Origin of the sequence: Alkalimonas delamerensis (genome assembly GCF_030717955.1) — a bacterium.
GTDB lineage: Bacteria > Pseudomonadota > Gammaproteobacteria > Enterobacterales > Alteromonadaceae > Alkalimonas > Alkalimonas delamerensis.
On the sequence record NZ_JAUZVY010000002.1, the window covers coordinates 38940 to 63393 of the forward strand.

21 protein-coding genes are annotated in these 24454 nt (G+C 52.5%); 10 read left to right on the forward strand and 11 right to left on the reverse strand.

Annotated features, from left to right (window positions below):
* The 8 genes from Q3O59_RS04720 to pseB all read right to left on the reverse strand — a co-directional run bounded on the left by Q3O59_RS04720 (nucleotide 1) and on the right by pseB (nucleotide 8121).
* Nucleotides 1-930: a nucleoside-diphosphate sugar epimerase/dehydratase gene (locus Q3O59_RS04720; RefSeq protein ID WP_305944480.1), complete on the reverse strand. Its 930-nt coding sequence runs from the start codon at nucleotides 928-930 to the stop codon at nucleotides 1-3.
* Nucleotides 915-1964, reverse strand: a complete 1050-nt coding sequence (pseI, locus tag Q3O59_RS04725; protein WP_369812365.1) for a pseudaminic acid synthase — start codon at nucleotides 1962-1964, stop codon at nucleotides 915-917. The genes Q3O59_RS04720 and pseI overlap by 16 nt, the downstream gene beginning before the upstream one ends.
* A gap of 348 nt (nucleotides 1965-2312) precedes the next feature.
* Nucleotides 2313-2816, reverse strand: coding sequence for an STAS domain-containing protein (locus Q3O59_RS04730; RefSeq protein WP_305944482.1), 504 nt, complete (start codon nucleotides 2814-2816; stop codon nucleotides 2313-2315).
* The gene (locus Q3O59_RS04735) at nucleotides 2809-4143 is read right to left on the reverse strand and encodes a PP2C family protein-serine/threonine phosphatase (RefSeq protein WP_305944483.1); all 1335 of its coding nucleotides are present in this window, start codon (nucleotides 4141-4143) and stop codon (nucleotides 2809-2811) included. Before Q3O59_RS04735 ends, Q3O59_RS04730 begins: the two co-directional genes overlap by 8 nt.
* 82 nt (nucleotides 4144-4225) lie before the next feature.
* The gene (pseG, locus tag Q3O59_RS04740; RefSeq protein ID WP_305944484.1) at nucleotides 4226-5284 is read right to left on the reverse strand and encodes a UDP-2,4-diacetamido-2,4,6-trideoxy-beta-L-altropyranose hydrolase; all 1059 of its coding nucleotides are present in this window, start codon (nucleotides 5282-5284) and stop codon (nucleotides 4226-4228) included.
* Nucleotides 5259-5981 carry a pseudaminic acid cytidylyltransferase gene (pseF, locus tag Q3O59_RS04745; RefSeq protein WP_305944485.1) on the reverse strand — a complete coding sequence of 241 codons (723 nt, stop codon included), beginning with the start codon at nucleotides 5979-5981 and terminating at the stop codon, nucleotides 5259-5261. Before pseF ends, pseG begins: the two co-directional genes overlap by 26 nt.
* Nucleotides 5978-7123: a UDP-4-amino-4,6-dideoxy-N-acetyl-beta-L-altrosamine transaminase gene (gene pseC, locus Q3O59_RS04750; RefSeq protein WP_305944486.1), complete on the reverse strand. Its 1146-nt coding sequence runs from the start codon at nucleotides 7121-7123 to the stop codon at nucleotides 5978-5980. Before pseC ends, pseF begins: the two co-directional genes overlap by 4 nt.
* Complete coding sequence (pseB, locus tag Q3O59_RS04755; RefSeq protein ID WP_305944487.1) at nucleotides 7120-8121, reverse strand: UDP-N-acetylglucosamine 4,6-dehydratase (inverting); 1002 nt, start codon at nucleotides 8119-8121, stop codon at nucleotides 7120-7122. Before pseB ends, pseC begins: the two co-directional genes overlap by 4 nt.
* A gap of 176 nt (nucleotides 8122-8297) precedes the next feature.
* Between pseB and Q3O59_RS04760 the strand changes: the two genes are divergently transcribed.
* The 4 genes from Q3O59_RS04760 (at nucleotide 8298) to Q3O59_RS04775 (ending at nucleotide 13266) form a co-directional block, all read left to right on the forward strand.
* Nucleotides 8298-9089, forward strand: a complete 792-nt coding sequence (locus Q3O59_RS04760; protein WP_305944488.1) for a flagellin — start codon at nucleotides 8298-8300, stop codon at nucleotides 9087-9089.
* Nucleotides 9090-9248: 159 nt separating this feature from the next.
* On the forward strand, nucleotides 9249-10679 hold the full coding sequence (locus Q3O59_RS04765; protein ID WP_369812366.1) for a sigma-54 dependent transcriptional regulator: 1431 nt from the start codon (nucleotides 9249-9251) through the stop codon (nucleotides 10677-10679).
* A 162-nt stretch (nucleotides 10680-10841) separates the two neighbouring features.
* A complete protein-coding gene (locus tag Q3O59_RS04770) occupies nucleotides 10842-11942 on the forward strand; it encodes a sensor histidine kinase (RefSeq protein ID WP_305944490.1) in 1101 nt (366 codons plus the stop codon).
* A complete protein-coding gene (locus Q3O59_RS04775; protein WP_305944491.1) occupies nucleotides 11929-13266 on the forward strand; it encodes a sigma-54-dependent transcriptional regulator in 1338 nt (445 codons plus the stop codon). The genes Q3O59_RS04770 and Q3O59_RS04775 overlap by 14 nt, the downstream gene beginning before the upstream one ends.
* Nucleotides 13267-13288: 22 nt before the next feature.
* Here the strand turns inward: Q3O59_RS04775 and Q3O59_RS04780 are convergent, their stop codons facing one another.
* Complete coding sequence (locus tag Q3O59_RS04780) at nucleotides 13289-14530, reverse strand: dicarboxylate/amino acid:cation symporter (protein WP_369812367.1); 1242 nt, start codon at nucleotides 14528-14530, stop codon at nucleotides 13289-13291.
* A 332-nt stretch (nucleotides 14531-14862) separates the two neighbouring features.
* Between Q3O59_RS04780 and Q3O59_RS04785 the strand changes: the two genes are divergently transcribed.
* The 4 genes from Q3O59_RS04785 (at nucleotide 14863) to Q3O59_RS04800 (ending at nucleotide 21771) form a co-directional block, all read left to right on the forward strand.
* Nucleotides 14863-16098 (forward strand): HlyD family secretion protein, encoded by a 1236-nt coding sequence (locus Q3O59_RS04785; RefSeq protein ID WP_305944493.1) that lies wholly within the window; start codon nucleotides 14863-14865, stop codon nucleotides 16096-16098.
* 47 nt (nucleotides 16099-16145) lie between these two features.
* Entirely contained in the window at nucleotides 16146-16526 is a 381-nt protein-coding gene (locus Q3O59_RS04790; RefSeq protein ID WP_305944494.1) for a hypothetical protein, read from the forward strand.
* Nucleotides 16527-16819: 293 nt separating this feature from the next.
* The gene (locus tag Q3O59_RS04795) at nucleotides 16820-18916 is read left to right on the forward strand and encodes a peptidase domain-containing ABC transporter (RefSeq protein WP_305944495.1); all 2097 of its coding nucleotides are present in this window, start codon (nucleotides 16820-16822) and stop codon (nucleotides 18914-18916) included.
* Between the two features lie 41 nt (nucleotides 18917-18957).
* Nucleotides 18958-21771 (forward strand): M16 family metallopeptidase, encoded by a 2814-nt coding sequence (locus Q3O59_RS04800; RefSeq protein ID WP_305944496.1) that lies wholly within the window; start codon nucleotides 18958-18960, stop codon nucleotides 21769-21771.
* A gap of 30 nt (nucleotides 21772-21801) precedes the next feature.
* Here Q3O59_RS04800 and queC read toward each other — a convergent pair whose 3' ends face one another.
* Complete coding sequence (gene queC / locus Q3O59_RS04805; RefSeq protein WP_305944497.1) at nucleotides 21802-22458, reverse strand: 7-cyano-7-deazaguanine synthase QueC; 657 nt, start codon at nucleotides 22456-22458, stop codon at nucleotides 21802-21804.
* A gap of 351 nt (nucleotides 22459-22809) precedes the next feature.
* On the opposite strand from queC, the gene queE reads away from it, so the two are divergent.
* Complete coding sequence (gene queE / locus Q3O59_RS04810; protein WP_305944498.1) at nucleotides 22810-23475, forward strand: 7-carboxy-7-deazaguanine synthase QueE; 666 nt, start codon at nucleotides 22810-22812, stop codon at nucleotides 23473-23475.
* Nucleotides 23475-23879, forward strand: a complete 405-nt coding sequence (locus Q3O59_RS04815) for a DUF6841 family protein (RefSeq protein WP_305944499.1) — start codon at nucleotides 23475-23477, stop codon at nucleotides 23877-23879. The genes queE and Q3O59_RS04815 overlap by 1 nt, the downstream gene beginning before the upstream one ends.
* On the opposite strand, the gene Q3O59_RS04820 is transcribed toward Q3O59_RS04815, so the two are convergent.
* Nucleotides 23860-24444, reverse strand: a complete 585-nt coding sequence (locus Q3O59_RS04820; RefSeq protein WP_305944500.1) for an LON peptidase substrate-binding domain-containing protein — start codon at nucleotides 24442-24444, stop codon at nucleotides 23860-23862. The genes Q3O59_RS04815 and Q3O59_RS04820 overlap by 20 nt on opposite strands.
* Nucleotides 24445-24454 lie beyond the last annotated feature (10 nt).

Consider the following 24454-nt stretch of genomic DNA (forward strand, 5'->3'; position numbering starts at 1 on the left):
TTACCAAAAGGCAAGTTTTGAAATAGAGACTGTTCTATGTTGAGTTTCAATGATGGATCGTCTGTTATCGTAATCATTCAGTGTCATAGACTTTTTCGGTGTTTGCCAGTCACCATACATAAACGTTAGAAAATTGACCGCTTCAGATGGAATAGAAATGGCGTGCCCGCCAAAGTTGATCGTTTCTAAAGTATTAAAGTGATGCTCTGGTGCGAAAAAAATCCCGGCCGACGAAAGTAACTCCGAGCGGCCATTCACTGATTTACGACGTTGCAGGCTGGTTTCGAACGGCACTAAAGAGCAACCAGGCTTTGGTTTGAATTCAATATTAAGACACACATCTTCACCAGATTGTCGGAGCAATGTAGCTTGCCAGTCGACTTTATCTTGCAACGGTGCCAACATTGGAAAGCGTTTTAGGACAGTAAGCGCTTTATCAAAATCCGCATCATCAATGGCGAAATCAATATCATCGTCCCAGGCTAGTAACCTTCCTTCACGCATTATGCCGAGAAGGGTTCCTGAATCAATGCAAGCCTTAATTTGGTGCTCTCTGAAGAGCTCACTTAGCATAATGATTAATTGATGGCCGAGCTCCAGGGTTTGGGGATGACTGAATGGTTGCTCAGATTTTAGCTCTTTCTTATTAGGAACATAAATTTTCTCTGCTGCGATACCTAGCTCTTTAGTCAGTTGTTGAAAAATGCTATCGATCCACAAGCTAGTTATAACAATTTTGTCGTATTGTATTGTTTTGAGAGTTTCTGGTGCTAGAACTGGGATCTGTCCGATACGCTGGTTATGTCGTTTACTATCGTTGTCGACAAATGCGACTATGTTATAGTCGGGATGCTTTTCGAGGTATGTTTCTCCAGCTTTACTGGCTCCAAACAGTACAAGTGCATCAGTTGCATTCATAATAAATCCCATGTCAGTGCAGTTCCTTTCTCTGTAGCCTTTTTAATGGCTTTACCTAGAACAAGTTGCAAATATTTAGGGGGGAGCCCAAGTCCTGGCCTTACTGACCGCAAATTTTCTACAGTCAATATTTCACCGGCTTTCATATCTCTTGCGATATAAAGTGAGCGACGGTGAAGCCTTGAGGCAATCTCTTTATCGGTACAGCCATAATGAACTTTTCCCAGAGCGCAGTGGGCGCGAGCTGTTTCATCTACCAGCATTTTTAGCTCATTTGGTTCCAGCGAAAACTCGGCATCAACTTCACCACCACTTCTATCAAGTACAAAGTGTTTTTCAATAACGGTCGCGCCTAGTGAGACTGCGGCGACCGATACACCGACTCCCGGGGTATGGTCGGATAATCCGACCTGGCAATTAAATAACTGTGCTAAATGCGGAATAGTGCGCAAGTTTGCATCGACTGGGCGCGCAGGATAGTTACTGGTGCACTTAAGTAGAATAAGGTCCTTGCAGCCATTGCCGCGCAATACTTCAACAGATTCAGCGAGCTCAGCTTGTGTTGCCATTCCAGTTGACATAATCACAGGCTTGCCTGTTTTGGCAACCGCGGCTAATAGAGCGTGATCAATATTCTCGAAAGATGCAATTTTATAACAAGGGGCATTGAGTGATTCCAGAAACTCAACAGCAGTTAAATCAAAAGGAGAACTAAAAGCCAGCATGCCTTTACTGTTGGCATAGTCAAAAATCGGTTGATGCCACTCCCATGGAGTCATTGCCTGTTTGTAAAGATTGTAGAGTGAATTTCCTTGCCAAAGACTTGTTGGATCTTCAATGAAAAACTCCCTATCATGAACATCAAGCGTAATGGTATCTGGAGTATAGGTTTGTAGTTTCAGTGCATGAGCACCTGCAGCAGCTGCTGCATCTACCAAAGCCATTGCCTTATCGAGATTCTGACCATGGTTACCTGACATTTCAGCAATGATCAAAGGTGGCTGGTCCGGGCCAACTGTTTGATGACCAATTTGAATTGTAGCAATCATTCTAAAAAGTTCACTCCAAAGTAAAGAGTTCGATCATTGATGAGGTTATTCATACCAGCAAATAGCGGGCTCTATTTAAAAAAACTTGCTTGCATGAACGGCATTAATGAACCGAAACTGCTAAATAGCTAGTTAATGGAATTCAATTCGCATTCCAAAGAGAATGAATCACAGTTAAGTTTCTTCGTTATCTTTCAATCGTATGCCAACTTTCAGCTGTTGATGACCGTCGATGGCTCAATTTCTGGCATGCACCCAACTAAGCCAAAGCCTGCATCCAACGTCTTATTTATGGTATCGGCATGCCTGGGCTTTGCTTTAGTCCGGTGCCGCATGGAGCTGGCTTTAATCCTCGGGCAGTTGCTGTTTCAGCAGATCCACCACCGATTGAAATTCGGCTCGGTTTTTATCGCTTAGATCCAACAGTGCCTGATGGGCCCGCAGTATCATCTGACCTTGCTGTTGATCCTGGTAGGCTGCCGGTTCCACCTCGGTCAGCTCGGTGTGCTGTACCCTTGGTTGGGCTGCAAAGTCAAAGACCTGGTCCAGACAAAGCCCGCGCAGCAAGTGCTCGATTTCATCATCGCGGCTAAACAGCAGTGGCCTGGGTAACTTATGCTGTTGGCAATGCCGGGCCAGGCTGGCCAGTAAGCCAATGTGGGTGCTGTCGATAAAGGTCACCTCGGTGATATCGACCACCACCTGGCCACAGAGTGGCTGTTGCTGCTGTTGAAACAGCCGTTCCAACAGATCGTCCATGCCACTGGCATTGGTGTAGCGCAGTTCGCCAATCAATTTGAAATAGCAGTGGTCTTTTTGGCAAGCAAATAAAATTTGAGCCTCAGTCATGGTTGGACTCCTGGCAATGAATGCACAGTATGGTCAAATCGTCCGGTAGCGGTTGCTGACGCTCCAGCTCAAGCTCTTTGACCAACTGTGGCAGCTGCTGAATGCCACTTTGTTGCAGCCGAGCCAGTTTTTGCTCGTTACTCTGACCGGGGAGCAAATCCAGCAACCCATCGGAACACAGCAGCAACCTGCTACCAGCACCGAACGGCAGCAGATGGCTTTGGTAACGAACATCCTCAAACATGCCGGCCGGTGTGCTTTTTAACTCGAGCCATCGGGCTGATTGGCCGGGCGCTTGCACCAAAGGCCATGGAAAGGCACCGGCATTGGCAAAATGCAGACTGTGCTGGCGGCGATCCAGCACGCCGTAAAAAAGCGCAATGTATTTGCCAATATTTTCTTTCAGCAACTCTTTATTCAAGCTCGCCAGTAATTCGGCAGGCTCTGCAATCAGGGGGGATTGTTGCTGACGGTAGTTTTCAAACTGAGCACTGATAAAGCGCTTTAAGTAGACGGTAACAAAAGCCGATGCCACTCCATGACCGGATACATCGGCAATGTAAAAGGCGGTACGGTCGGCATCGATGGCGAAGTAGTCGACAAAGTCACCACTCATGTAATCGGATGGCCGTAAAAAATGTTCAAAACGATAGGGCGGCCAATCCAGCTCGCGTGGGGGCAGCAATTTAAACTGCACTTGACGGCCGGCCTTTTCGCCAGCCTCAAGCTCTGCCAGTGACTGCTTGAGTTTGGCATTGGCGGCTTCCAGCTGCTGGGTGCGGGCTAGCACTTTGGCTTCCAGCGTTTGATTCAGTTGCTCCAACTGATGAATTGCGACATAGGCCCGCAAGGCAGAGGTGATGGTGGTTGTGAGTCGCTGAACCGTCAGCTCGGTTTTCGAGCGGTAGTCGTTGATGTCGTATTCCTGCACCACTTTTTGTTCCGGTGCCTGGCCTGGCTGGCCAGTTCGCAAAATAATGCGCACTTGTTGGTTGTTCAATGTCTCACGGATGTAGTGCACCAGGGTTAAACCGGCATCGTCGGTTTCCATCACCACATCCAGCAGAATCAGCACAATGTCCGGGTGTTGTTGCAGCACTTCTTTGGCCTCGGCAGCACTGTGCGCGCTTAAAAATGTCAGTTTCCGTTGCTGAAAGCGGTAATCGCGAAGGGCCATGGTGGTGACATGATGCATTTCGGGCTCATCGTCGACAATCAGGATGGGCCAGGCGTCTTGCTCAGTGGTTTCCTGCTCATCATCGGCAAGAAAATCCATCGGGGCATCGTCATGCACTGCGTTGTTTGAGGACTGCGACAGTTCTGTCACCTGCAAACCTCCATTTGATTGATAGACAGGATCCAAGGCTATACTAACTATAGCGGGCTAGACCTGATTTTAACCAGTAGTTTTACACTAACAGATGCCTGACCACAGCGCGAGTTCCTCCCGATTTTGGTACCAGCCTGGCAGCGCATTGTCCCATCTGCTTAAGTTGAGCTTGCTGGCTGAGCCAGTGGCTAAGAGCGGCCTTGAAACTGGCCGCGCTTTGCTCGGATGCGGGCCCCAGCCAGTGACAGGCTCCCAGTTGTTGCAAATAACGGGTGGTTGCTACCTGGTTGTCGGCCACCGTGACCACCAGAGCAGGCAGGGCGCTGATGCAGCGCTCCCAATGGGTTGAGCCGCCAGCTCCCAGCATCAGTTGGGCTTTTCGCATCAAGTGCGCCATGTTTTGGCATTGCACATGCAGCTCCAGGCGCTTTGAGCTGGCACAGCGTTGCTGTAAAGCCTGACGCTCAGGGTGGGCCTCGCCAATGACGATGTCGGCCGTGACCGCGGGCTCTTTCAGCGCCAGGATTGCATCCACGGTCTGACGGGTCAGACCGTAGAGGTCGCTGCCGCCAAAAAACACCAGAATGTGAGCCGGGGTTCGTTCTACCGCATCGGCTTGATAAAACTCGTCTCGCAATAACGCGAACTCCGGGCCAAGCAGTGGCTGACAGTGCGTGGGCAGCAGCGCAGCATAGCGCTGCTGGTAGTTGGGCAGCAGGTTTTGATCGAGCAGCAGCTCACAGTCATGGGTACGATTGGCTAAATCATCAATCACCATCACGCGCTGGCAGCGCGCACGTAGCTGCTGGCAAAAGTTGGCTGCAAGACCGTAGTGATCGACAATCAACCACTGATAGGTCGTTTTCAGTTGTGTCAGGCAATCGCGGGCATCTTGCTGCTCGGTACAGCCCAACCAGTTCTGATAACCAGCCAGAGGCTCTTGCGCTGGATGCAAAGGCAGTTGCAGCAGTGGGTAGCCGGCTTGCTCAATCAGGCGAAGGTTATGGCCTGGGTGAGGGCGGCTGATAAAGTGGACTTCGCAACCTTGCCGGCGTAAGGCGTCAGCCAGCGTCAGGCAGCGCATCAGGTGGCCGGAGCCAATCCGCTGCGAGCTATCGGTTCGGACTAAGATCTTCATCAAAGCCTGCTTGCTGCAGCAATTGGTACAAGGCTTCTGCCCGACGCCAATCGGCCATTGTATCAATGTCCTGGACCCGGTGATCAGGCAGCACCAGCATCCGGGCAGCATCGCTGAACAACCGGTGTTGACCGTCCAGCCAACTGGTCGAGCGTCCCCAGTAAAACTGACCTGCGTCATGAAACGTTTCCGGCAAGTCCTGGGAGCGTTTGCCAATGCTGTCCGGGTCAAAGGGGGTGACACCGCCAGCGGGTGTTTGCAGTAAGGCGCGCTGAATCGGAAACGAAAAGCGAGCGGCGCTGAAGACAAAGTGCTGCTCTGATGCTTGCAACATTGCCAGACCTTTAGCCAAGTCCCCGGCCTGCAATAAAGGCGTGGTGGCGTAGAGGCAGCAGGCATAGTCCGGCAGTTCCTGCCTTGCTTGCAACCACTGTAAGGCATGGCGCACGACCGCTGTGGTGCCGGTGTGATCGTCGGCCAAATCGTTCGGCCGGATAAAAGGAACCTCAGCCCCAAACTGGCGGGCTATGGCTGCAATTTCTTCATCATCGGTTGAAACAAGGATCCGCTCAATGCAGCCGCTTTGTTGGGCGGCTCGAATCGGATAGCTCAGCATGGGAGCGCCGCAAAAGTGTTGAATGTTCTTGCGGGGAATTCGTTTGCTGCCTCCGCGGGCAGGAATAATGGCAACAGTCATAGCAAAGCCTTGAGCGTAGCAACAATATAGTCTTGCTCGGACTCCGTCAGTTCCGGGTAGAGCGGCAAACTGATAATGCGCTCGTAAAAGTCTTCGGCGTTCGGGAAGTCGCCCCAGTCAAAACCCAGCTGTTGGTAGTAGGGCTGCGTGTGGATGGGGATGTAGTGCACATTGACGCCGATACCCGCCTGACGCAGGGCCTCAAACACGGCTTTGCGCCTGGTTTTGTCGTGCAGCCGGACAATGAACAGATGGTAGCTGCACAGGCTGCCATTGGGGACGATGGGACAATCCAGAGCCGCTCCCACCAGGTGCTGCTGATAACGCGCTGCCAGCTGCTGGCGCTTTTCAATGATGGCATTTAAACGTTGGCTCTGACTGAGCCCCAGCGCGGCCTGTAAATCCGTCATCCGGTAGTTGTAACCAAGCTGCAGCTGCTGGTAGTACCAGGGGCCATGGGCGGGCTCTGTCATCTCATCCGGATCGCGGCTGATGCCATGACTGCGCAGCAACTGCAGCTGCCTGGCAAGGTTTGGCTCATTGGTCAATGCCATGCCGCCTTCAGCGGTGGTAATGATTTTTACCGGATGAAAACTAAAAACGGTGATGTCGCTGTACTGGCAGCTTCCTACCGGCTGTTCGAGGAAGGCTGCACCAACAGCATGAGATGCATCTTCAATGATCCGAAAATCAAACTCGGCAGCTAAATGATGCAGCTGCTGCATATCGCAGCTTAAACCTGCCAGGTGCACTGCGATCACCACTTCGGGCAGGGCGTCTTTCAGGCGAGCTTCTTCCAGTTTTTGCCGCAAACTGGCAAGGCAAAGGTTGCCGCTGTCGGGTTCGACATCGACAAAGTCGACACTGGCACCGCAGTACCGGGCGCAATTGGCCGAAGCGACAAAACTGATGGGAGAGGTCCAAACCCGGCTGCCTGGCTTTACCCCCAGCGCCAGACAAGCCAGATGCAGGGCCGAGGTGGCGCTGTTGACGGCAACGGCATAGCGGGCTCCGGTAAGAGCACAAAATTGCTGCTCGAAAGCTGGCACCACAGGTCCCTGGGTTAAAAAATCGCTTTGCAATACAGCTTGAACTGCGGCGATGTCCTCGGCCGTGATGTGCTGACGACCATAAGGGATCATGGGCTGGCTTCCAGGTTAAATTGCAAAATTTCCTCCGGACTTAAAAAGTGCGGATTGGTGTTGGATGCGTATTCAAAACCGGACTCTACCAGCTGTCCTTTTTCATTGAGCGCATTGATATCAAAGCTGTTTTTTCGATTGAAAAATCGAATGGATGGGGCAATGACGTAGTGATCACTAAACTCATAGGTGTGGTAGGAGTTTTCTCCCGGACACATCACTTCATGCAACTTTTCGCCGGGACGAATACCCACCTCTTTGATTGACAACTGGGGTGCCATGGCGTTGGCAAGATCCACAATGCGGATGGATGGGATTTTTGGCACAAAAATTTCCCCGCCCAGCATGCGCTCAAAGTTTTTCAGCACAAAATCGACCCCTTGCTGCAGGGTGATCCAAAACCGGGTCATCTCCGGGTGCGTGATTGGCAGATGATCGGCTTTTCTATCAATCAGGCTCTGGAAAAAGGGCACCACCGAACCACGGGAGCCAACGACGTTGCCGTAACGGACGACCGAGAAACGCGGTCTGCTGCCACCGGCGATGTTGTTGCCGGCTACAAATAACTTATCGGACGCCAGCTTGGTGGCACCATACAAGTTGACCGGGTTGGCGGCTTTGTCAGTCGACAGGGCAATCACTTTTTCGACATTGGCATCAATAGCGGCATGGATCACGTTTTCTGCACCATTGATGTTGGTCTTAATGCACTCCATCGGGTTGTACTCAGCGGCCGGTACCTGCTTCAGAGCGGCGGCATGAATGACATAATCCACCCCCCGCATGGCGCGGACCAGCCGGTCAGCATCTCGAACATCGCCAATAAAGTAGCGCATGCAGTCTTGATCAAAGATTTGCTGCATTTCGTACTGTTTCAGTTCATCACGCGAGTAGATGATGATTTTTTTTGGCTTGTATCTGGCCAGCAGCGTTTGGGTGTATTTGTGACCAAAAGAGCCGGTCCCACCGGTAATCAGTATGGTTTTGCCATCGAACATGCGCCGCACCTCTGTCGTGCTCTATCGTAACTTATTGAACATAGCATAAATTATGCCGATATCGCAGGTGATTTGTCATTCGGTGGCGGTAAAGTCGACAGTCCAGCGGACTAAGCTCGCGTTTTTAGGGCGCTTTGGCTATAATTTAATCAGGATAACGCTGCGAGGTCGTGCTTATGAAAGTCGGTAACAACAACTCCATTTTGAACCAAACCATTGCGCAGCAGGACAACCTGTTCAAAAAATTGGCGTCTGCAAGGCGCATTAACAGTGCAGCCGATGATGCCGCTGGTTTGCAAATTGCCAATCAATTGACATCCGGCATCAACGCCCGGGAGCAAGCTGTACGGAATGTGTACGACGGCGTGTCACTTGCCCGGGTCTACGATCAGGGCTTGCAGGCCATTGAAGAAAACCTGCAGGATTTAAATACTCTGGCCATTCAGGCCGGCAATGGCATTTATGGAGCCAGTGAGCGCCAGGCATTGCAGCAGCAAGCTGACCAGTTGCTGGGCAATATTCAGCAGGTAATCGATAACACCGAGTTTGCCGGCAAGGGGCTGTTCAATCAAAGTGGTGATGTTACCTTTGGTACCGGCGATAGCAGCCTGAGTTTAAGTACTGAAGATGTTGCGGCTGTTCTTACGACCAGTAATTTGTTTGATTTCGATCTGACGGATCCATCGCAATTGAGCGCTTCGCTTGGCAGCGTCGAGCAATCTTTGCAACAGCTAGGCGGTTTACGGGCCGATACCGGCGCCACCATCAATGCCTTTGAAGCCGCCGCCAGTGTGATTGACCGCCAACGTATTGGCGAGTCCGAAGCCCGTAGCCGGATTGAAGATTTGGATTTCGCCAAAGCCGTCAGCGATCAGGTGGTAGGGAATATTTTGTTGCAATCCAGTATCAGTGTCGCGGCGCAAGGTCGGGTGCAGCAAGAGCAGGCACTGCGTATTCTAGGCGGCTGATATAGCGGGTAATATCTTTGTTTGGAAGACATCGATAGCGCTGGAAAATTGACAGAACGTCAAATTTCCAGCGCTTTTTATTTGGCAATCCGGTAGGGCTTCGCTACAATGCCTGTATAACGATAATACCTCTACCGGGTAAGTATGCGCGCAAACCCCATCCTTTTTCTGGCCGATCATCAATCACCACGTCAGCAACGCCTCAGCATTATTCTTGATTTCCTGCATGAGCCGCATCAGCAGGCCTCTTTGTCTGAGCTGCAGACTTTGTTGCAGCAAGCCAGCCCGGCCGTAGTGCTGCTTGGAGCAGAGTTGGCGGATGCCGAAGCTTTGATCGAGCAATTTCCTGCCACGGCTTTTTTGTTGTTGGAGCCCGCTCAGGATGCGCTGTTGCAACATGGCAATGTGGTGGCCCTGTTAAGCGAGCCTTTTCGCTACGACAGCCTGATGCAATCCTTGCGGGATTGTCAGGAGTATCACCGTTTCCTGCCGGGGCAGCAGCGGCAAGAGCCTGTGGTCCGCCTGGTCGACATGGTGGGCTCGGCTGAGCCGATGCAGCAAGTGCGCTTTTTAATCCAACAGGTGGCGCCAACCGAAGCCAATGTGCTGATACTGGGAGATTCCGGCACAGGGAAAGAAGTGGTGGCTCGCAACATTCACCTGTTGTCGCGCCGGGCTGAAGGCCCTTTTGTGCCATTAAATTGCGGTGCCATTCCGGCAGAGCTGTTGGAAAGTGAGTTGTTTGGTCATGAAAAAGGCGCTTTTACCGGTGCCTTTGCCACCCGCAAGGGCCGCTTTGAGCTGGCGCAGGGCGGCACTTTGTTTTTGGATGAAATTGGCGATATGCCCTTGCCGATGCAGGTTAAGCTGCTGCGGGTGTTGCAAGAGCGGGTGTACGAGCGGGTCGGGGGCAACCAGTTGATCAAAGCGGATGTGCGGATTATTGCTGCCACCCACCGCAACCTGGAGCAGATGATTGCCGATGGTCGTTTCCGGGAAGATTTATTTTACCGCCTGAATGTGTTTCCAATCGAGACACCGGCTTTGTCTGAGCGGACAGAGGATTTACCCCTGCTGTGCCAGGAGCTGATTCAGCGTCAGCATCAGGCGGGGCATGCCCGGGTCAAGTTTACCGAGCGGGCGCTGGAAAGCCTGAAACTGCACAGCTGGCCTGGCAATGTGCGTGAACTGGCCAACCTGGTAGAGCGGATGGCCATTATGTATCCGAATCAGGTGGTGGACGTGGCTGAATTGCCCGGCCGCTATCAACACCTCGATGTTGAGAGTTATGTGCCGGATTATCCGGAATCCTTGCAAGAGCGCGACCTGCTGAACGAGTTGTTTCAAGCCAGTGATGACGAAAGTGGGTTTGGGGATGCTGCCGAATCGGAAGCAAGCCCGCTGGACTCACAGCTGCCTGAAGATGGCTTGGATTTAAAAGAGCACCTGGCCGAGCTGGAAGTGCTGTTCATTACCCAGGCGCTGGAGCGGCATGACTTTGTGGTTGCCCGGGCGGCCGACATGCTTGGGTTGCGGCGTACCACTCTGGTAGAAAAAATGCGCAAGTACAATCTGGCCAAAGACGACTAGCTGTGTTTGTAGCAGACGTCCTAACAGGCTGCTGTGACAGAGTTTTGACGCCTCTTTTGTTACCAAATTAATCGTAACCTTCTGTTTAGTCACATCTTATTTTTGGCATGCTCCCTGCATTGGTCTGTACAGAGAACCTGAACAGACCTGCAGAGGTGTCCGATGCATTTCGCCAGAACCGAGCCTGATTTTCAAACCGCCAGTGCGGTGGTGACCGATCTAAGTCGTTACCAGAAACCGGCTGCCCAAACCCCGGATCGCATGCAACATCTGGTGACCATGTTGCCTGTGGGCGTGGTGGTGTTGGATGAGCGTGGTTTTGTCGCCGATGCCAATCCGATGGCGCTGGAGATGCTGGGCGAGCCGTTGAAGGGGCAACGCTGGTTGGATGTGATTACCCGCTCGTTTCGGCCGCGCAGTGACGATGGTATGGAAGTCTCCTTGTACAACGGCCGTCGGGTGAAGCTGGCGATCAGCGCGCTGAGCCCGGAACCAGGTCAGCTGATTGTGTTGACCGACTTGACCGAAACCCGGCAACTGCAAAGCCGGCTGGCGCACATGCAGCGGTTATCCACTTTAGGCAAAATGATGGCCACGCTGGCGCATCAAATCCGCACTCCTTTATCTTCGGCCATGCTTTATGCTGAGAACCTGACCAATCAACGCCTGAATCAGGATGCCAAAGGCGTCTTTCAACAAAAACTGGTGGCGCGTTTGCAGGATCTGGAGCAGCAGGTGAATGACATGCTGTTGTTTGCCCGCTCAGGCAACGAAGCCAGCGTCAGTTGCATTGAGGTTGAGGCTTTGCTTAATGAAGTGCAGGCGGGGATCGAAGCCCAGCTGACAGCCCATCAGGCCGAGCTGCATATTGAGTTGAATGATACCAGCCTACAGCTGTGGGCCAATCAAAACAGCCTGGCTGGGGCCATTCAAAACTTACTGAACAACAGTCTGGACATGATTCAGCAGGGGGCCCAGCTTAGTATCCGCTGCTGGCGGGAAGGCAACTGGTTGCTGCTGGATGTCGCCGACAACGGTCCCGGTATTCCCGAACATCTGCAGCAGCAAATTTTTGAGCCTTTCTTTACCACCCGCAGTCAGGGCACTGGCCTGGGCCTGGCGGTGGTGCAAGCCGTGGTCAATGCTCACAAAGGTCAGGTCCACTGCATCGACCGGCCTGAAGGCGGTGCTTGTTTCCGTCTGCAGCTGCCACTGAATGCCAATGAATCCACTGCACAGGAGAATGCGCATGATGCCCACTAAAATTATGGTCGTCGAAGATGACGCAGGTTTGCGAGAAGCGCTGGTCGATACGCTGACACTGGCCAACTACCAGGTGGTAGCTTGCGACAGTGCGGAGCATGCGTTGCTGCAACTGAAACAACACAGCATCAAACTTATCGTCAGCGATGTGCAGATGGCAGGTCTGACAGGCCTGGAGTTGCTGGCTACTGTGCGGCAGCACTATCCTCAGATCCCGATGCTGATCATGACGGCCTACGCCAATGTCAACGATGCGGTGCAGGCGATGCGTCAGGGGGCGGTGGATTATTTATCCAAGCCTTTCTCTCCGGAAGTACTGGTCAATATGGTCGGGCGTTATGTGCCGGCAGAGCAATTGGCAGGCATCGAACCCATCGTGGCTGCGGAGCAAAGTCAGCAGTTGGTGCGCCTGGCTGCCAAAGTGGCTAAATCCGATGCCAGTGTGATGGTGACCGGTCCCAGTGGCTCCGGTAAGGAAGTACTGGCACAGTACATTCATCAACAATCAGCGCGGGCCGAAGGTCCTTTTATTGCCATTAACTGCGCGGCCATTCCGGAAAACATGCTGGAGTCCACCTTGTTTGGCTACGAGAAAGGGGCTTTTACCGGCGCGGTGCAAGCTTGCCCTGGCAAGTTCGAGCAAGCGCAGCAAGGCACCATTTTGCTGGATGAAATCACCGAAATGGATTTAAACCTGCAAGCCAAGTTGCTGCGGGTGTTGCAGGAGCGCGAAGTGGAGCGCCTTGGTAGCCGTAAAACCATCAAGCTGGATGTGCGGGTGTTGGCCACCAGCAACCGCGATTTAAAAGAAGCGGTGCAGCAGGGGCGTTTCCGGGAAGATTTGTACTACCGGCTGAATGTGTTTCCACTGAATTGGCCGGCGCTGTCCGAGCGGCCGGAAGATATTCTGCCTCTGGCCGAGCACTTGATGGAGCGGCACTGCCTGCGTGATGGCATCGCCATACCGCAACTGGAGGGCGGTGCCATTCAAAAGCTGCTGCAACACAGCTGGCCGGGCAATGTCCGGGAGCTGGATAACGTGATGCAGCGGGCGCTGATTATTCACATCGATGGCACTATTCGTGCTGAAGATATCTACATTGAAGATCTGGCGCCGCCTGCGGCTGTCAGCAGCGACGCAGACACCGATGTCAGTCAGTTTAAACAGGAAATATACGAGCAGGAGCACCGCTTGATCCTGGCGACGATGCGGGCTTGTGATAACAAGCGCAAAGATGTGGCTGAACGCCTGGGGATCAGTGATCGCACCTTGCGCTACAAACTGGCGCGGATGCGTGAAGCCGGTATTCAGTTACCGGCTTAACACGGAAATGAAGCGGTCTGAGTTAGCTTGCAGTTGCTGGCTCAGGGCTGCTTTGTTCTGACTCAATCAAACCTTCAGAGCGCGCCACCACCCGCGCCACCATGGTATCGCCGGTCACATTGGTGGCGGTGCGCATCATATCAATAATGCGATCCACCGCCGCAATAAAGGCAATGCCTTCCAGCGGCAATCCCACCACACTCAAGGTCACCGTCAGCATCACCATGGCACTGCCAGGCACACCAGCGGTTCCCAGTGAAGCAAGGGTGGCAGTGATGGCAATCAGCAGGTAGCTGGTCGCATCCAGTGGAATACCATACAGGTGGGCAATAAAAATGGCGGCAATAGCCGGGTAAATACCGCCGCAGCCATCCATATTGATGGTGGCGCCAAGCGGCAGCACAAAGCTGGCGTAGTTTTTCGAGACTTTTAGATCCTCGGTCACCACTTTGTGGGTGACCGGCAGGGTGCCAAAGCTGCTGGCGCTGCTAAAGGCCACCAGCTGGGCGGGCAAAATGGCCTTGAAAAATGCCAGTGGCGACATGCCGCCGAACAAGCGCACCATGCCACCGTAGGTAAAAATGATATGGATAAAACAGGCGATGTAAATTGCCAGAATAAACTTGCCCAGTGGCAACAAGGTTTCCAGGCCAAAGCTACCGACCACCCAGGCCATTAAACCCAGCACACCAATCGGCGTCAGTTGCAGCACCATGCGGGTGATTTGGTACATGATCTCGGCACCGGCTTCCATCACCTTTTTCATCGGTTCGGCTTTTTCACCCACCACATTGATGGCAATGCCCACCAACACCGCAAAGACAATAATCTGCAGCACATTGCCACTGGCCAGCGCCGCCACCGGGTTGGTTGGGATCAGGTTGGTCAGCACGGTTGCCACTGGCGGAATATCGCGCTCACGTACTTCGGTGGTGGTCAGCTCGGTGATGGTACTAAAGTCCATCAAACTGCCCACCGTCAAGCCAATCAGGCTGGCTATCATGGCGGTAAGCAAAAACAAGCCAACGGTTTTAACCGCCAGACGCTTCATTTTCAGCGTATCGCCGAGCGAGGTAATGCTGGTGATCAGCGCAAAAAATACCAGCGGCACCACCAGCATGCGGATGGCATTAATAAACAGCGTACCCAGCGGCTGCAGCACGGTGGCTTTTTCACCAAACACCACACCCAGGCCAATACCCAGCAACATAGCACCCAGTACACGCTGCCAGAACGGAATACGAAACCAAAAAGCAAGCATCAGGACATTGCTCCAAAAATACGTAAGCGATAAGGACGCCAGTCTACTGGCAGGGGGCAGGCCTGTCCAGAAACCAGGGGAATGATTAAAGTGAAGCCAGTGTTAGATACAGGTTCACTTCCAGGCTTTTAAGAAGAGGGGATCAGCAACTTAGTTGCTGATGAGGGGGGAAGCTTAAATGCTGCCTAGATTTATATAGCTAAATGGAATATATAATAACTATTTGGAATAATGGGGGCTTGAATTTTCTTTGGTTGAGAAATATATATTAATTAAGTGTTATTTTTAAATGTAATTTAAGTTTTGTTTGGGGGTGGGGATTGTCTGGCAAGGGATTGTTTCGAGCAAATGCTTTAAAACAGCAAACCGCTAACCTGGATGGCGATGTCATTATTGCTCAGCCACTCAGCAGTAGTGTACTCACCATCATCATGTTGTTGCTGGTATCCTTGTTGATTGCCTTTCTGGCGCTCTCCTCTTTTCACCGCAAAGAAACCGTCACCGGTTATTTAAAACCGGATTTGGGTCTGGCGAAAGTCAGCAGCCCGCGCCCCGGTATCGTCAGCCAATTGTTTGTTGAGGATGGCCAGCAGGTTGAGGCCGGTGCACCACTGGCGCTTATTCATATCCCTGAGCATCTGGCCGATGGCCTGTCGCTTAGCCAGAGTCTGTTTCAGGGCTTGGTGCAACAAACGGAATTGCTAAGTCTGCGCCAGCAGCAGCTTAGCCAGCAATTTGCCCAGCAGGAAACCGAATTACAAAGCCGCTTGCTGCTTAGCCAGAGCATGTTGCAGGAGCTGCAAGGCCAGCAGCAGTTACAACAAGAACGGTTAGCACTGCAGCAAAGCCGTTTTCAGAACTTCCAGCAATTGCAGCAGCAAGGCGCTATCTCTGAGCTGGAGCTGCAGCAGCAAGCCGAGTTGATTTTAAGCATTCGCCAGCAACTGGCCGAGTTAAGCGCCAGTGCCCAGCAACAGCAGGCCAGCATTGAGCAATTGCAAGGCCAACTGGCACGGTTGCCAGTGGAGCAGGCGCAGCAGCTGGCGCTGCTCGATACCGACCGCTCACGGTTGGCGCAACAAAAAGTGGAACTGGATGCGCGCGGTCAGCTGCTGATTACCGCACCGATTTCTGGCCGAGTGACCAATCTGGTGGCCGACATCGGCACCAGCTTAACCAGTCAGTTGCCGTTTTTAACCATACTGCCAGAAAATGCCGAGCTTCGAGCGGTATTGCTGGTGCCGACCCGGGCCTATGGCTTTGTGCAGCCAGGCCAGCATACCCGCATTCGGTTTGATGCCTTTCCGTACCAGCGTTTTGGTTTGTACGAAGGCGAAGTAATACGCACAGCGCAGGCCATCGTGCTTCCGGGGGAAGTTGATATGCCTGTCGCCGTGCAGGAGCCAGTCTACCGGGTAGAGGTAGCGCTGACGGCGCAAGAGATCCGCGCTTACGGCAACAGCGTCCCGCTGCAATCGGGCATGCTGTTAAGCGCAGATATCGTGCTGGAACAACGCAGCCTAATCAGCTGGTTGTTTGAGCCGATTTTAAGCCTGAAAGGGCGTTTGTAGCCCTTCAGGTGTCAACGTAACTTAAAATCATCTCAAGGAGAGATAGTATGCAAGAATTGAAGTTTGAGCAAGTGGATGTGGTGAGTGGTGGTATGAGTGGTGGTATGGATACAGGCCCGTTTATTATGGATGATCATGGCAGGATATATCAGCAAGACGGTGCAGGGGGGGCATTTATTATAGGTAGTATCATCGGAGGGATTGCTGGTGCAATTGGCGGTGCTGCTGCTGCAATTATGACTTACTCAGGTGGCAGTAATGATGGAACTCCACTCTCAGTTATTATTATTGGCGCAGCAGGTGGAGCTCTTCAGGGAGCAATTAATCCTGTGACAGGTCTTGCATCTTGTGGAAGGGTTGCAATTGGTTATGTAGGTGCTGGGATTTCAGGTTACACCATTAATGGTGCTGGTGCTCCCACCCCATAATTCTCGGGGTATTAAGTGACACTCGCTGTATGAATGAGTGTCACTTTTTCAACTTTCGATATTTAGAGGCCTTATGTATTTATTTGTTTTTTTTGCTTTTTTTTTGGTGGCAAACTTTTTACTTGCTTTTTTTTGTAAGTTTTATTTTGGTCTGAGGCTGTTTCAAAGTTGGCCACGATATAAAAAAAGATGGCAGAACTACCTTGTATCATTTTTGCCGGTAATTCTTTTTTCTATTTCATTTTTTTTGACATATCTACTTTATGTCGTGATTGGAGTGATTTATTAACAGAATGAGATCTACTTTACTTCAAACCGAAGCTGCAGAGTGCGGCCTAGCCTGCATGGCGATGGTGGCCAACCACCATGGCCATCAAATCGATCTAACCACTTTGCGTAGCCGCTATGCGGTGTCGCTCAAAGGTGCCACCATGCAGCAGCTGATGCGGTTGGCAGAGCAGTTGGATATGACCGGGCGGGCGCTCAAACTTGAATTGGATGAGCTGGCTAAGCTAAAAACCCCCTGTATTTTGCACTGGGAAATGAACCATTTTGTGGTGCTGAAAAAAGTCCATCGCAATGGCATTACCATCTTAGATCCTGCCATGGGCGAGCGCCGCCTGAACATGGCGGAGGTGGATAAAGCCTTTACTGGGGTGGCGCTGGAACTCACTCCCGGCAATGAATTTAAGAAAATCGACGAGCGGGTACAGCTCAGTTTAACCTCGTTTTGGAGCAACATTCAGGGCTTGGTGCCCTCGCTGGTTAAGCTGTTTGTGTTGTCCTTGCTGTTGCAGTTTTTTGTGCTTGCGTCGCCCTATTATACCCAACTGGTAGTGGATGAAGTGCTGGTCAGTAATGACCGTCCTCTATTGCTGGTGCTTGCGCTAGGCTTTTCCCTGCTGATGGTGATGCAAATTACCATTCAGGTGCTTCGTAGCTGGATTGCACTGCATTTAGGCACCCATCTGAATATGCAGATGGTCACCAACTTATTCCGTCATTTGCTGCATTTGCCGGTGTCGTTTTTTGAAAAGCGCCATATGGGCGATATTACCTCACGCTTTTCCTCATTAGGCTCTATCCAGAAAATTCTAACTTCGAGTCTGATCGAAGGCATTCTTGACGGCCTAATGATAGTGTTGGTGCTGGTAATGATGCTGCTGTACAGCCCGATGCTCAGTCTGGTGGTGTTTGCCGTTGTCATTTTATACGCCTTGCTGCGCTGGGCTTTTTACTGGCCCATGCGCCAGTTGACCGAAGAAAGCATTATTACTTCAGCCAAAGAAAACAGCGTTTTTATGGAAACCATTCGTGGCATCCAAAGTTTAAAGCTGTTTGGCCAGCAAAATGAGCGTTTGAACCTGTGGCAAAACCGCCATGCTGAATCAGTGAACAAAGGCTACCGTTTGGCTAAGTGGGGCATAGGTGCAGGCACTGCCAACCAGTTGTTGTTTGGTATTGAAGGCATTGTCATTCTGTACTTAGGTGCGCTGGCGGTGATGAATGGCGATATGACCATCGGTATGCTATTTGCTTTTATGGCTTACAAGGGCCAATTCACTGGTCGTGCCGCATCGCTGATTTCTCTGGTAGTGGAAATCAAAATGCTGAAACTGCATTTAAACCGTCTGGCCGATATTGCTCTAACCGACAAAGAAGACGAAGGGCTGAATCAGCCGAGCCGTGATATCAGCGGCCAACTGAGCCTAACCAATATCCGCTTTCGCTACGCCGATAACGAGCCGCTACTGTTTAACGACCTCTGTATCGATATCCGTGCTGGCGCCAATATCGCCATTATCGGCCCGTCTGGTAGCGGCAAAACTACGCTGATGAAACTGATGCTGGGTTTATTGCCTGCTGAAAGCGGCAAGGTAGAAGTGGATGGCATTGAAGTTAATCAACTGGGGCTGCGCAATTACCGCAGCCAGATTGCGGCGGTAATGCAGGACGACCAGCTGATGTCCGGTACTTTAGCCGAGAATATCAGCTTTTTCGACCCACAACTGAATATGCAGCAGGTTTATCAAGCCGCTCAGCTGGCTGGTATTCACCAGGACATCAGCGCCATGCAAATGGGCTACAACTCCCTGGTCGGCGATATGGGCAGTGCGCTGTCCGGTGGCCAGAAACAGCGTCTGTTGCTGGCTCGGGCTTTGTATCGTCAGCCTAAAATTCTGCTGCTGGACGAAGCCACCAGCCATTTGGATGTGGCGCTGGAGCATTACGTCAACCAGGCCATTCAGCAGCTTAGCATGACCCGGGTTGTGATTGCCCACCGGCCGGAAACCATCCTAAGCGCAGAGCAGATTTACCAGCTGGCCGGCGGCCAGTTGCAGGATGTAACCGAGGCGTACAAAGCACAGTTTGGTAAGGCAGCCAGTTAGCCTGTAAAATTTATCCAGCTTTCAATAAGGACATACACAAGATGCTAGCAAAAAGAAGTGTTGTTTTTTTTCATCCACGGCGTTGGCTGTTAGCGGCTAAGGTTGGATTTGGGCTGGTGCTGGCGGCTTTGTTGCTCACCGCCTGCGCCATCACTACCGATGATGCAGCCCACCCACTTTACGATGCCAATACCGTTGTGCGATTGCCGGCAACACAACATCGGCCAGAAATTATCATTTTGCCTGAGCGCAACAGCCAGTACAGCAATCAAGCCCGGGTGATGCTGTTGGTGGGAGCTGGCGCTTTGCAAGAAGATGATGACCAATTGGGGCTGGCCCACTTTGTTGAGCACATGGCCTTTCGTGGCACTGAGAAGTTTCCCGAAAAGCGGATGCAAGAGCACATGCGTGAGCTGGGGATCCAGCTTGGCCGTCATAGCAATGCCTACACCACCTTTGATCACACCGCTTACTGGCTTGATTTGCAGGATCTAAGCCGGGGTCAGTTGGGGTCAGCGTTGACCATATTGGCGCAGTGGGCCTATCACATTGAATTTGCACCCGCGGCGGTGCAGGAAGAAATTGCAGTGATTGTTGAAGAGTGGCGGCTCCGCCAGCAAGAGCAAGATCGGATTGAGCCGCGCTTGATGGAGGCGCTGTTTCGTGGCTCTCGTCAGCTGGAGCGCTTATCGATTCTGGGCGACCGCGCCAGCATTGAAGCAACAACGCCTGAAAAATTAAAAACCTTTTACCAGCAGTGGTACCACCCGGCCAATATGGCGGTTGTGGTCAGTGGTGATGTGGATGCAGACGAGACGTTAGCTTTTATCAAACAAAACTTCACCAGGCCGGAGCTGGCATCAGAGCCTTTGCTGCCGGAGCAGTTCGATATTCAGCCGCAAGCCATTCCCGATGTGATCAGTCTTAGTGATGCCTATACGCCCATTGCGGTGCTTAGCCGCTTTTGGTTTTATCCAATCACGCCTTTTACTCCGTCCACCGAGCGTCAGGGATTTGCGCTGGAGTTTGCCTTAGGGGTGCTGCGTAAGCGATTGGAAAGCCGTCAGCTGGACAGTGATGGGGTTGTGCTGGCCTTTAATGTTCAGCGAAGCCGTCAAAGTGCTAATGTACGAGCGCTCAATATGGCCGTGATTATGACCGAGCCAAATTACGCTCTGGCTTACGAAATGCTGGAGCATGAATTGCAACGTTTGCTGGCACTGGGGATTACCGAAAGCGAGTGGCAAACAGAGCTGAGCAATTGGCAGAGCTGGTTACAGGATTTTCAGGACAGCCCGTCCCGCCTGGCTGGAATGGCCAAAGATTTTTGGCTCTATCAGGATCCAATACTCAATCAGCGCAGCCACCAGCAACGCCGCTTGGCACTGCTGGAGACCATTACTCCGGAAGAAGCGATTCAAATACTGGCGCAGGTGACTTCGGATCGGGATGTGACGGTTGCCCTGTACCCAGATGGCACCGAGGCGCCCAGTGCCGAACAGCTGAGCAGCGCACAGCAATTGGCACAGCAGCTGCCTTTTGCGCCTCTGCATCAACGAGCCGAGCCACAATGGCAACCTATTGCACCTTCCGGTGGGATAGTGTCCGAGCATCATCACCCCGATGGCATTATTGAGTGGCAGTTGACGAATGGAATGACGGCTTATTACCGCTTCAGTGATGCGGTACCCAACCGTGCTTTTGCCCGTCTTGTTGCCCGCCATGGCACCAATCAGGTTCCTGATGCTCAGGTAGCGGCTGCGCGACTGGCCGCTGACTTGATTCGCGATGGTGGTCAGGCTGGTTTGAACAGTGCCGAGCTTCGTCAGTGGCGACAAAGCCTGGATATTGCGCATGACTTTTCTATAGACTTTGAAGATCGGAGTTTTTTTCTGGCTGCGCCGGTCAGCAACATCGAACAAGGCTTGATGGACCTGCACCATCGCTTGCTGCACCACAGCATTGATGAAGAGCTGTGGCGCTTTAGCCAGGGGCGTGAGCTGCAGCTATGGCAACAATTTAGACAGCATCCGCATCTGCCTTGGCATGAGTCGCAAAGTAAAGCCCTGTGGCAAAATGACATTCGCTACCGTAACCTGACAGCCGCTGAAATTGAAGCGACCACGATGGAACAGCTGCAAGCTTTTTATCAGCAGTGGGTTCAGGGTAATCAGGGGTATCAGCTGGCTCTGGTCGGTGATCTGACGGCCGAGCAAGCTTATGCACTGGTCGAGCGCTACTTTGCCAGCCTTCCTAAGGCAAGCCTACAAGGCGAGGGGCGCTTCTCCCCGCAGCCCCAACAAGCCAGTCAACACCGGATCAGCGGCAGTGGTGACCAACATGCCCGTATCTCCTTGCGTTATTATCTGGATAAAGCACAGTTGCCTTCATCTTCGTCGCAGGCTTCTGCAGCCCTGTTGACCCGTTGGCTGGATGAGCAGTTGTTTGATCGTATTCGCACTGACTCAGGGCTGACCTACAGCATCCGCGCACAGTTGGGAGGCTATAGTCCGGTGCATCAGCAAGTGGTACTGCACATTTCACTGCAAACCGATCCCGACAAGGTTGATACCGCCATTGCAGCCGTGCAGCAACTGCTGGCTGCAGCCAGCAAGCAGGCACCGAGTGAGCGACAAGTTGAAATTTGGCATCAAAGCCTGGCTGATGAGCGGATGCAGGCACGGCAACGTCCGAACTGGTTGGCTAATCGCATCGGCTACAGTGCCGTGATGGAAGAGCTGCCCTGGGAGCGGATCGCTCCGTTGGAGCAAACCGCGACCGCAGAGAGTCTGCAGCAGCTTTTAGTTGAGATCGTGCAGCAAGGCCATTTGGTGGAAATGGTCTGGTTGCCTTAGCGTATTCCCGGCCCTGAAATCGGGGCCGCTTTATTCATAAGGCAGGGGGTCTTTCGCTTTATTCAAAGCAAAAGCTTCCAACCGCTCCCGGCAGGCGCCGCATTTGCCGCAGGCCAGTTCGCGGCCGTTGTAGCAGGTCCAGGTTTTGCTGTAATCCAGCCCCATCGCCAGGCCATCGCGCAGGATCTCAATTTTGGACTCGTGCAGGTAAGGGCTGACGATATCAATGGGATCGTAGTTGGCGATTTGGCAGACCGCGTTCATCTTTTCGACGAACTCAGGTCGGCAGTCCGGGTAGATAAAGTGATCGCCAGAGTGGGCGCCGTAGTAGACCGCTTTGGCTTTGATGGAGTCGGCATAGCCCACCGCCAATGAAATCAAGATCATGTTACGGTTCGGGACTATGGTCGATTTCATGTTCTCGGCTTCGTAGTGGCCTTCCGGTACCTCAATGTTGTCGGTGAGCGATGAGCCGGCCAGCAACTGATTGATGGCAGAAATATCCACCACCTTGTGGTCGATGCCCAGCTCACGGCAGACCTGAGCAGCGCATTCCAGCTCTTTCACATGACGCTGACCATAATTGAACGACAGCGCATACACCTCGTGGCCATCGGCGATGGCTTTGTGCAGCACGGTGTACGAATCCATCCCACCGGAATAAATGACAACAACTTTTTGCGGCATGATGAGGGCGCTCCCGTTATAATGACCAACTGAAAAGCCGGGCATTATATACCTAAGTAACTTCAAGATGCGAGTTTCAGAGTCGCTGGGCGCTTTCAATGCAAGGCACCCTGGCGACGCAATGTCGACCACCTTGCTAGCCAGGGTAACACCGCAGTGGAAGCGCCCAGCGGCTCCCGCAGGGCGGGGCTAAAAGCACTTTATGCCGCGTTCGCTGTTCTTGCTTTGGAACCACCAAAGCTTCCAACAGCCGCCTTGCCTAAAGTGCTTTTATCTCCCGCTGAAGTCTGCATCTTGAAGTTACTTAGGTATACTATAAATCGGCTGGCGGCTAAAGCGTAAGGCGTTGTTGTGTACAAAGTGAATGAACTTTTTGAAACCATCCAGGGCGAGGGCAGCTTCACCGGCTGCCCGGCCATTTTTATTCGGTTGCAAGGTTGCCCGGTTGGCTGCAGCTGGTGTGACACCAAGCATACCTGGACGGTGGACCCGGCGCAGCAAATCCCGGTACAGGATGTGCTGGCCAAAACCACCGATACCGAAGGCTGGTGCAATCTGAGTGCAGCCGAAGTGCTGGCCGAGTTTCAGCGCCAGGGCTACCGGGCCCGCCATGTGGTGATCACCGGTGGTGAACCCTGCTTATTCGATTTGAATCCATTGTGCACCCTGCTGCATCAGCAGGGCTACAGCACGCAAATTGAAACCAGCGGTACCTTCGAGATTTTGGCGCCTAGCGAGACCTGGGTCACAGTATCGCCCAAGGTCAATATGAAAGGCGGCTACGAAGTGCTGGATTCAGCACTGCTGCGGGCCAATGAAATCAAACATCCGGTGGCGCGTGAGCGGGATATTGAGGAGCTGCAGCAGTTGTTGCAGCGGGTACCCGCTTCGGGTAGGCTGGTTTATCTGCAACCCATCAGCCAAAAAGCCAAAGCAACCCGGCTGGCGATAGAGCAGTGCAAGCAGCACAACTGGCGCCTCAGTGTGCAGGTGCATAAATACTTAGGGATAAACTGATGCGACAGGCTGTTGAACAATTTTTTCAGGAGTATGCCGATGCCTACTCCAGCTTTGATGTGGATAAGGTCACCGAACTGTTTTCCTTGCCCTGCTTGTTTTTAACCGACGACAGCAAGTTGATGATGGCTGAATTGTCCAGCCTGGAAAAAACCATCCGTCATCAGTTCGATCTCTATCGCAGTCTGGGCGTGGCTCAGGTCAAAAACCGGGTGCAGCATTTGGTGCGCTTGTCCGAGTCGATGGTGTTTGTCAGCCTGTATTGGTATTTTTGCAACGCCAATGGCAAGGTGCTGCAAAACTGCCACACCTCCTATACGCTGCAGCGCAGCGGTGATGATTGGCGCTTGGTCGCGGTGATGATTGACGATGAACGCTTTGCGCTTAAATCGATTCAGCTTTAAGGCAACGCTCTAAATAATGCAGACAGGCTTCGGGCGTACTTTGCTCGGCCAGGTGCTCTTTCAAAAGCGGCGGTAGGGGTAGTAACTCCAGCCATCGTGCCGCCAGCCAGCTGGCATCATCCAGCCGGGTGGCAGGGTACAAACGGGCCAGCTCAGGCTCACGTGCCAGCAACTGCTGAAAGCTTTGTTGCAGTGGCTGGCGCGGCTCATCCAGTGGTTGCTGCTGCCAAAAATCAACCGGCTCAGTTTCGGCCACATGCAGCTGATCCGCTTCCTGCCAGCGTTTGCGCAGACGGACACGGCTCAGGCCGCGCACTTCAATGCCCAGCAAGCCGTCTTTTAGCACATCAAAATCGGTCACCTCAACCCGGGTGGCCAGCGGAAAAATCCGATCCGGGTGCTGCTGATTGACCAGGGGGTTCAGCAAGGCCATGGCAAAGGCGCGCTTTCCGGCTGTGGCTTCTTTTACCAGACGCACGTAGCGTGGCTCAAACACCCGCAGCCGGGTTTTGCCTTCCGGCAGCAGCAAGCAATTTAGTGGAAACAGGGCAAGTTGCTCCGACATCGTCATCCCA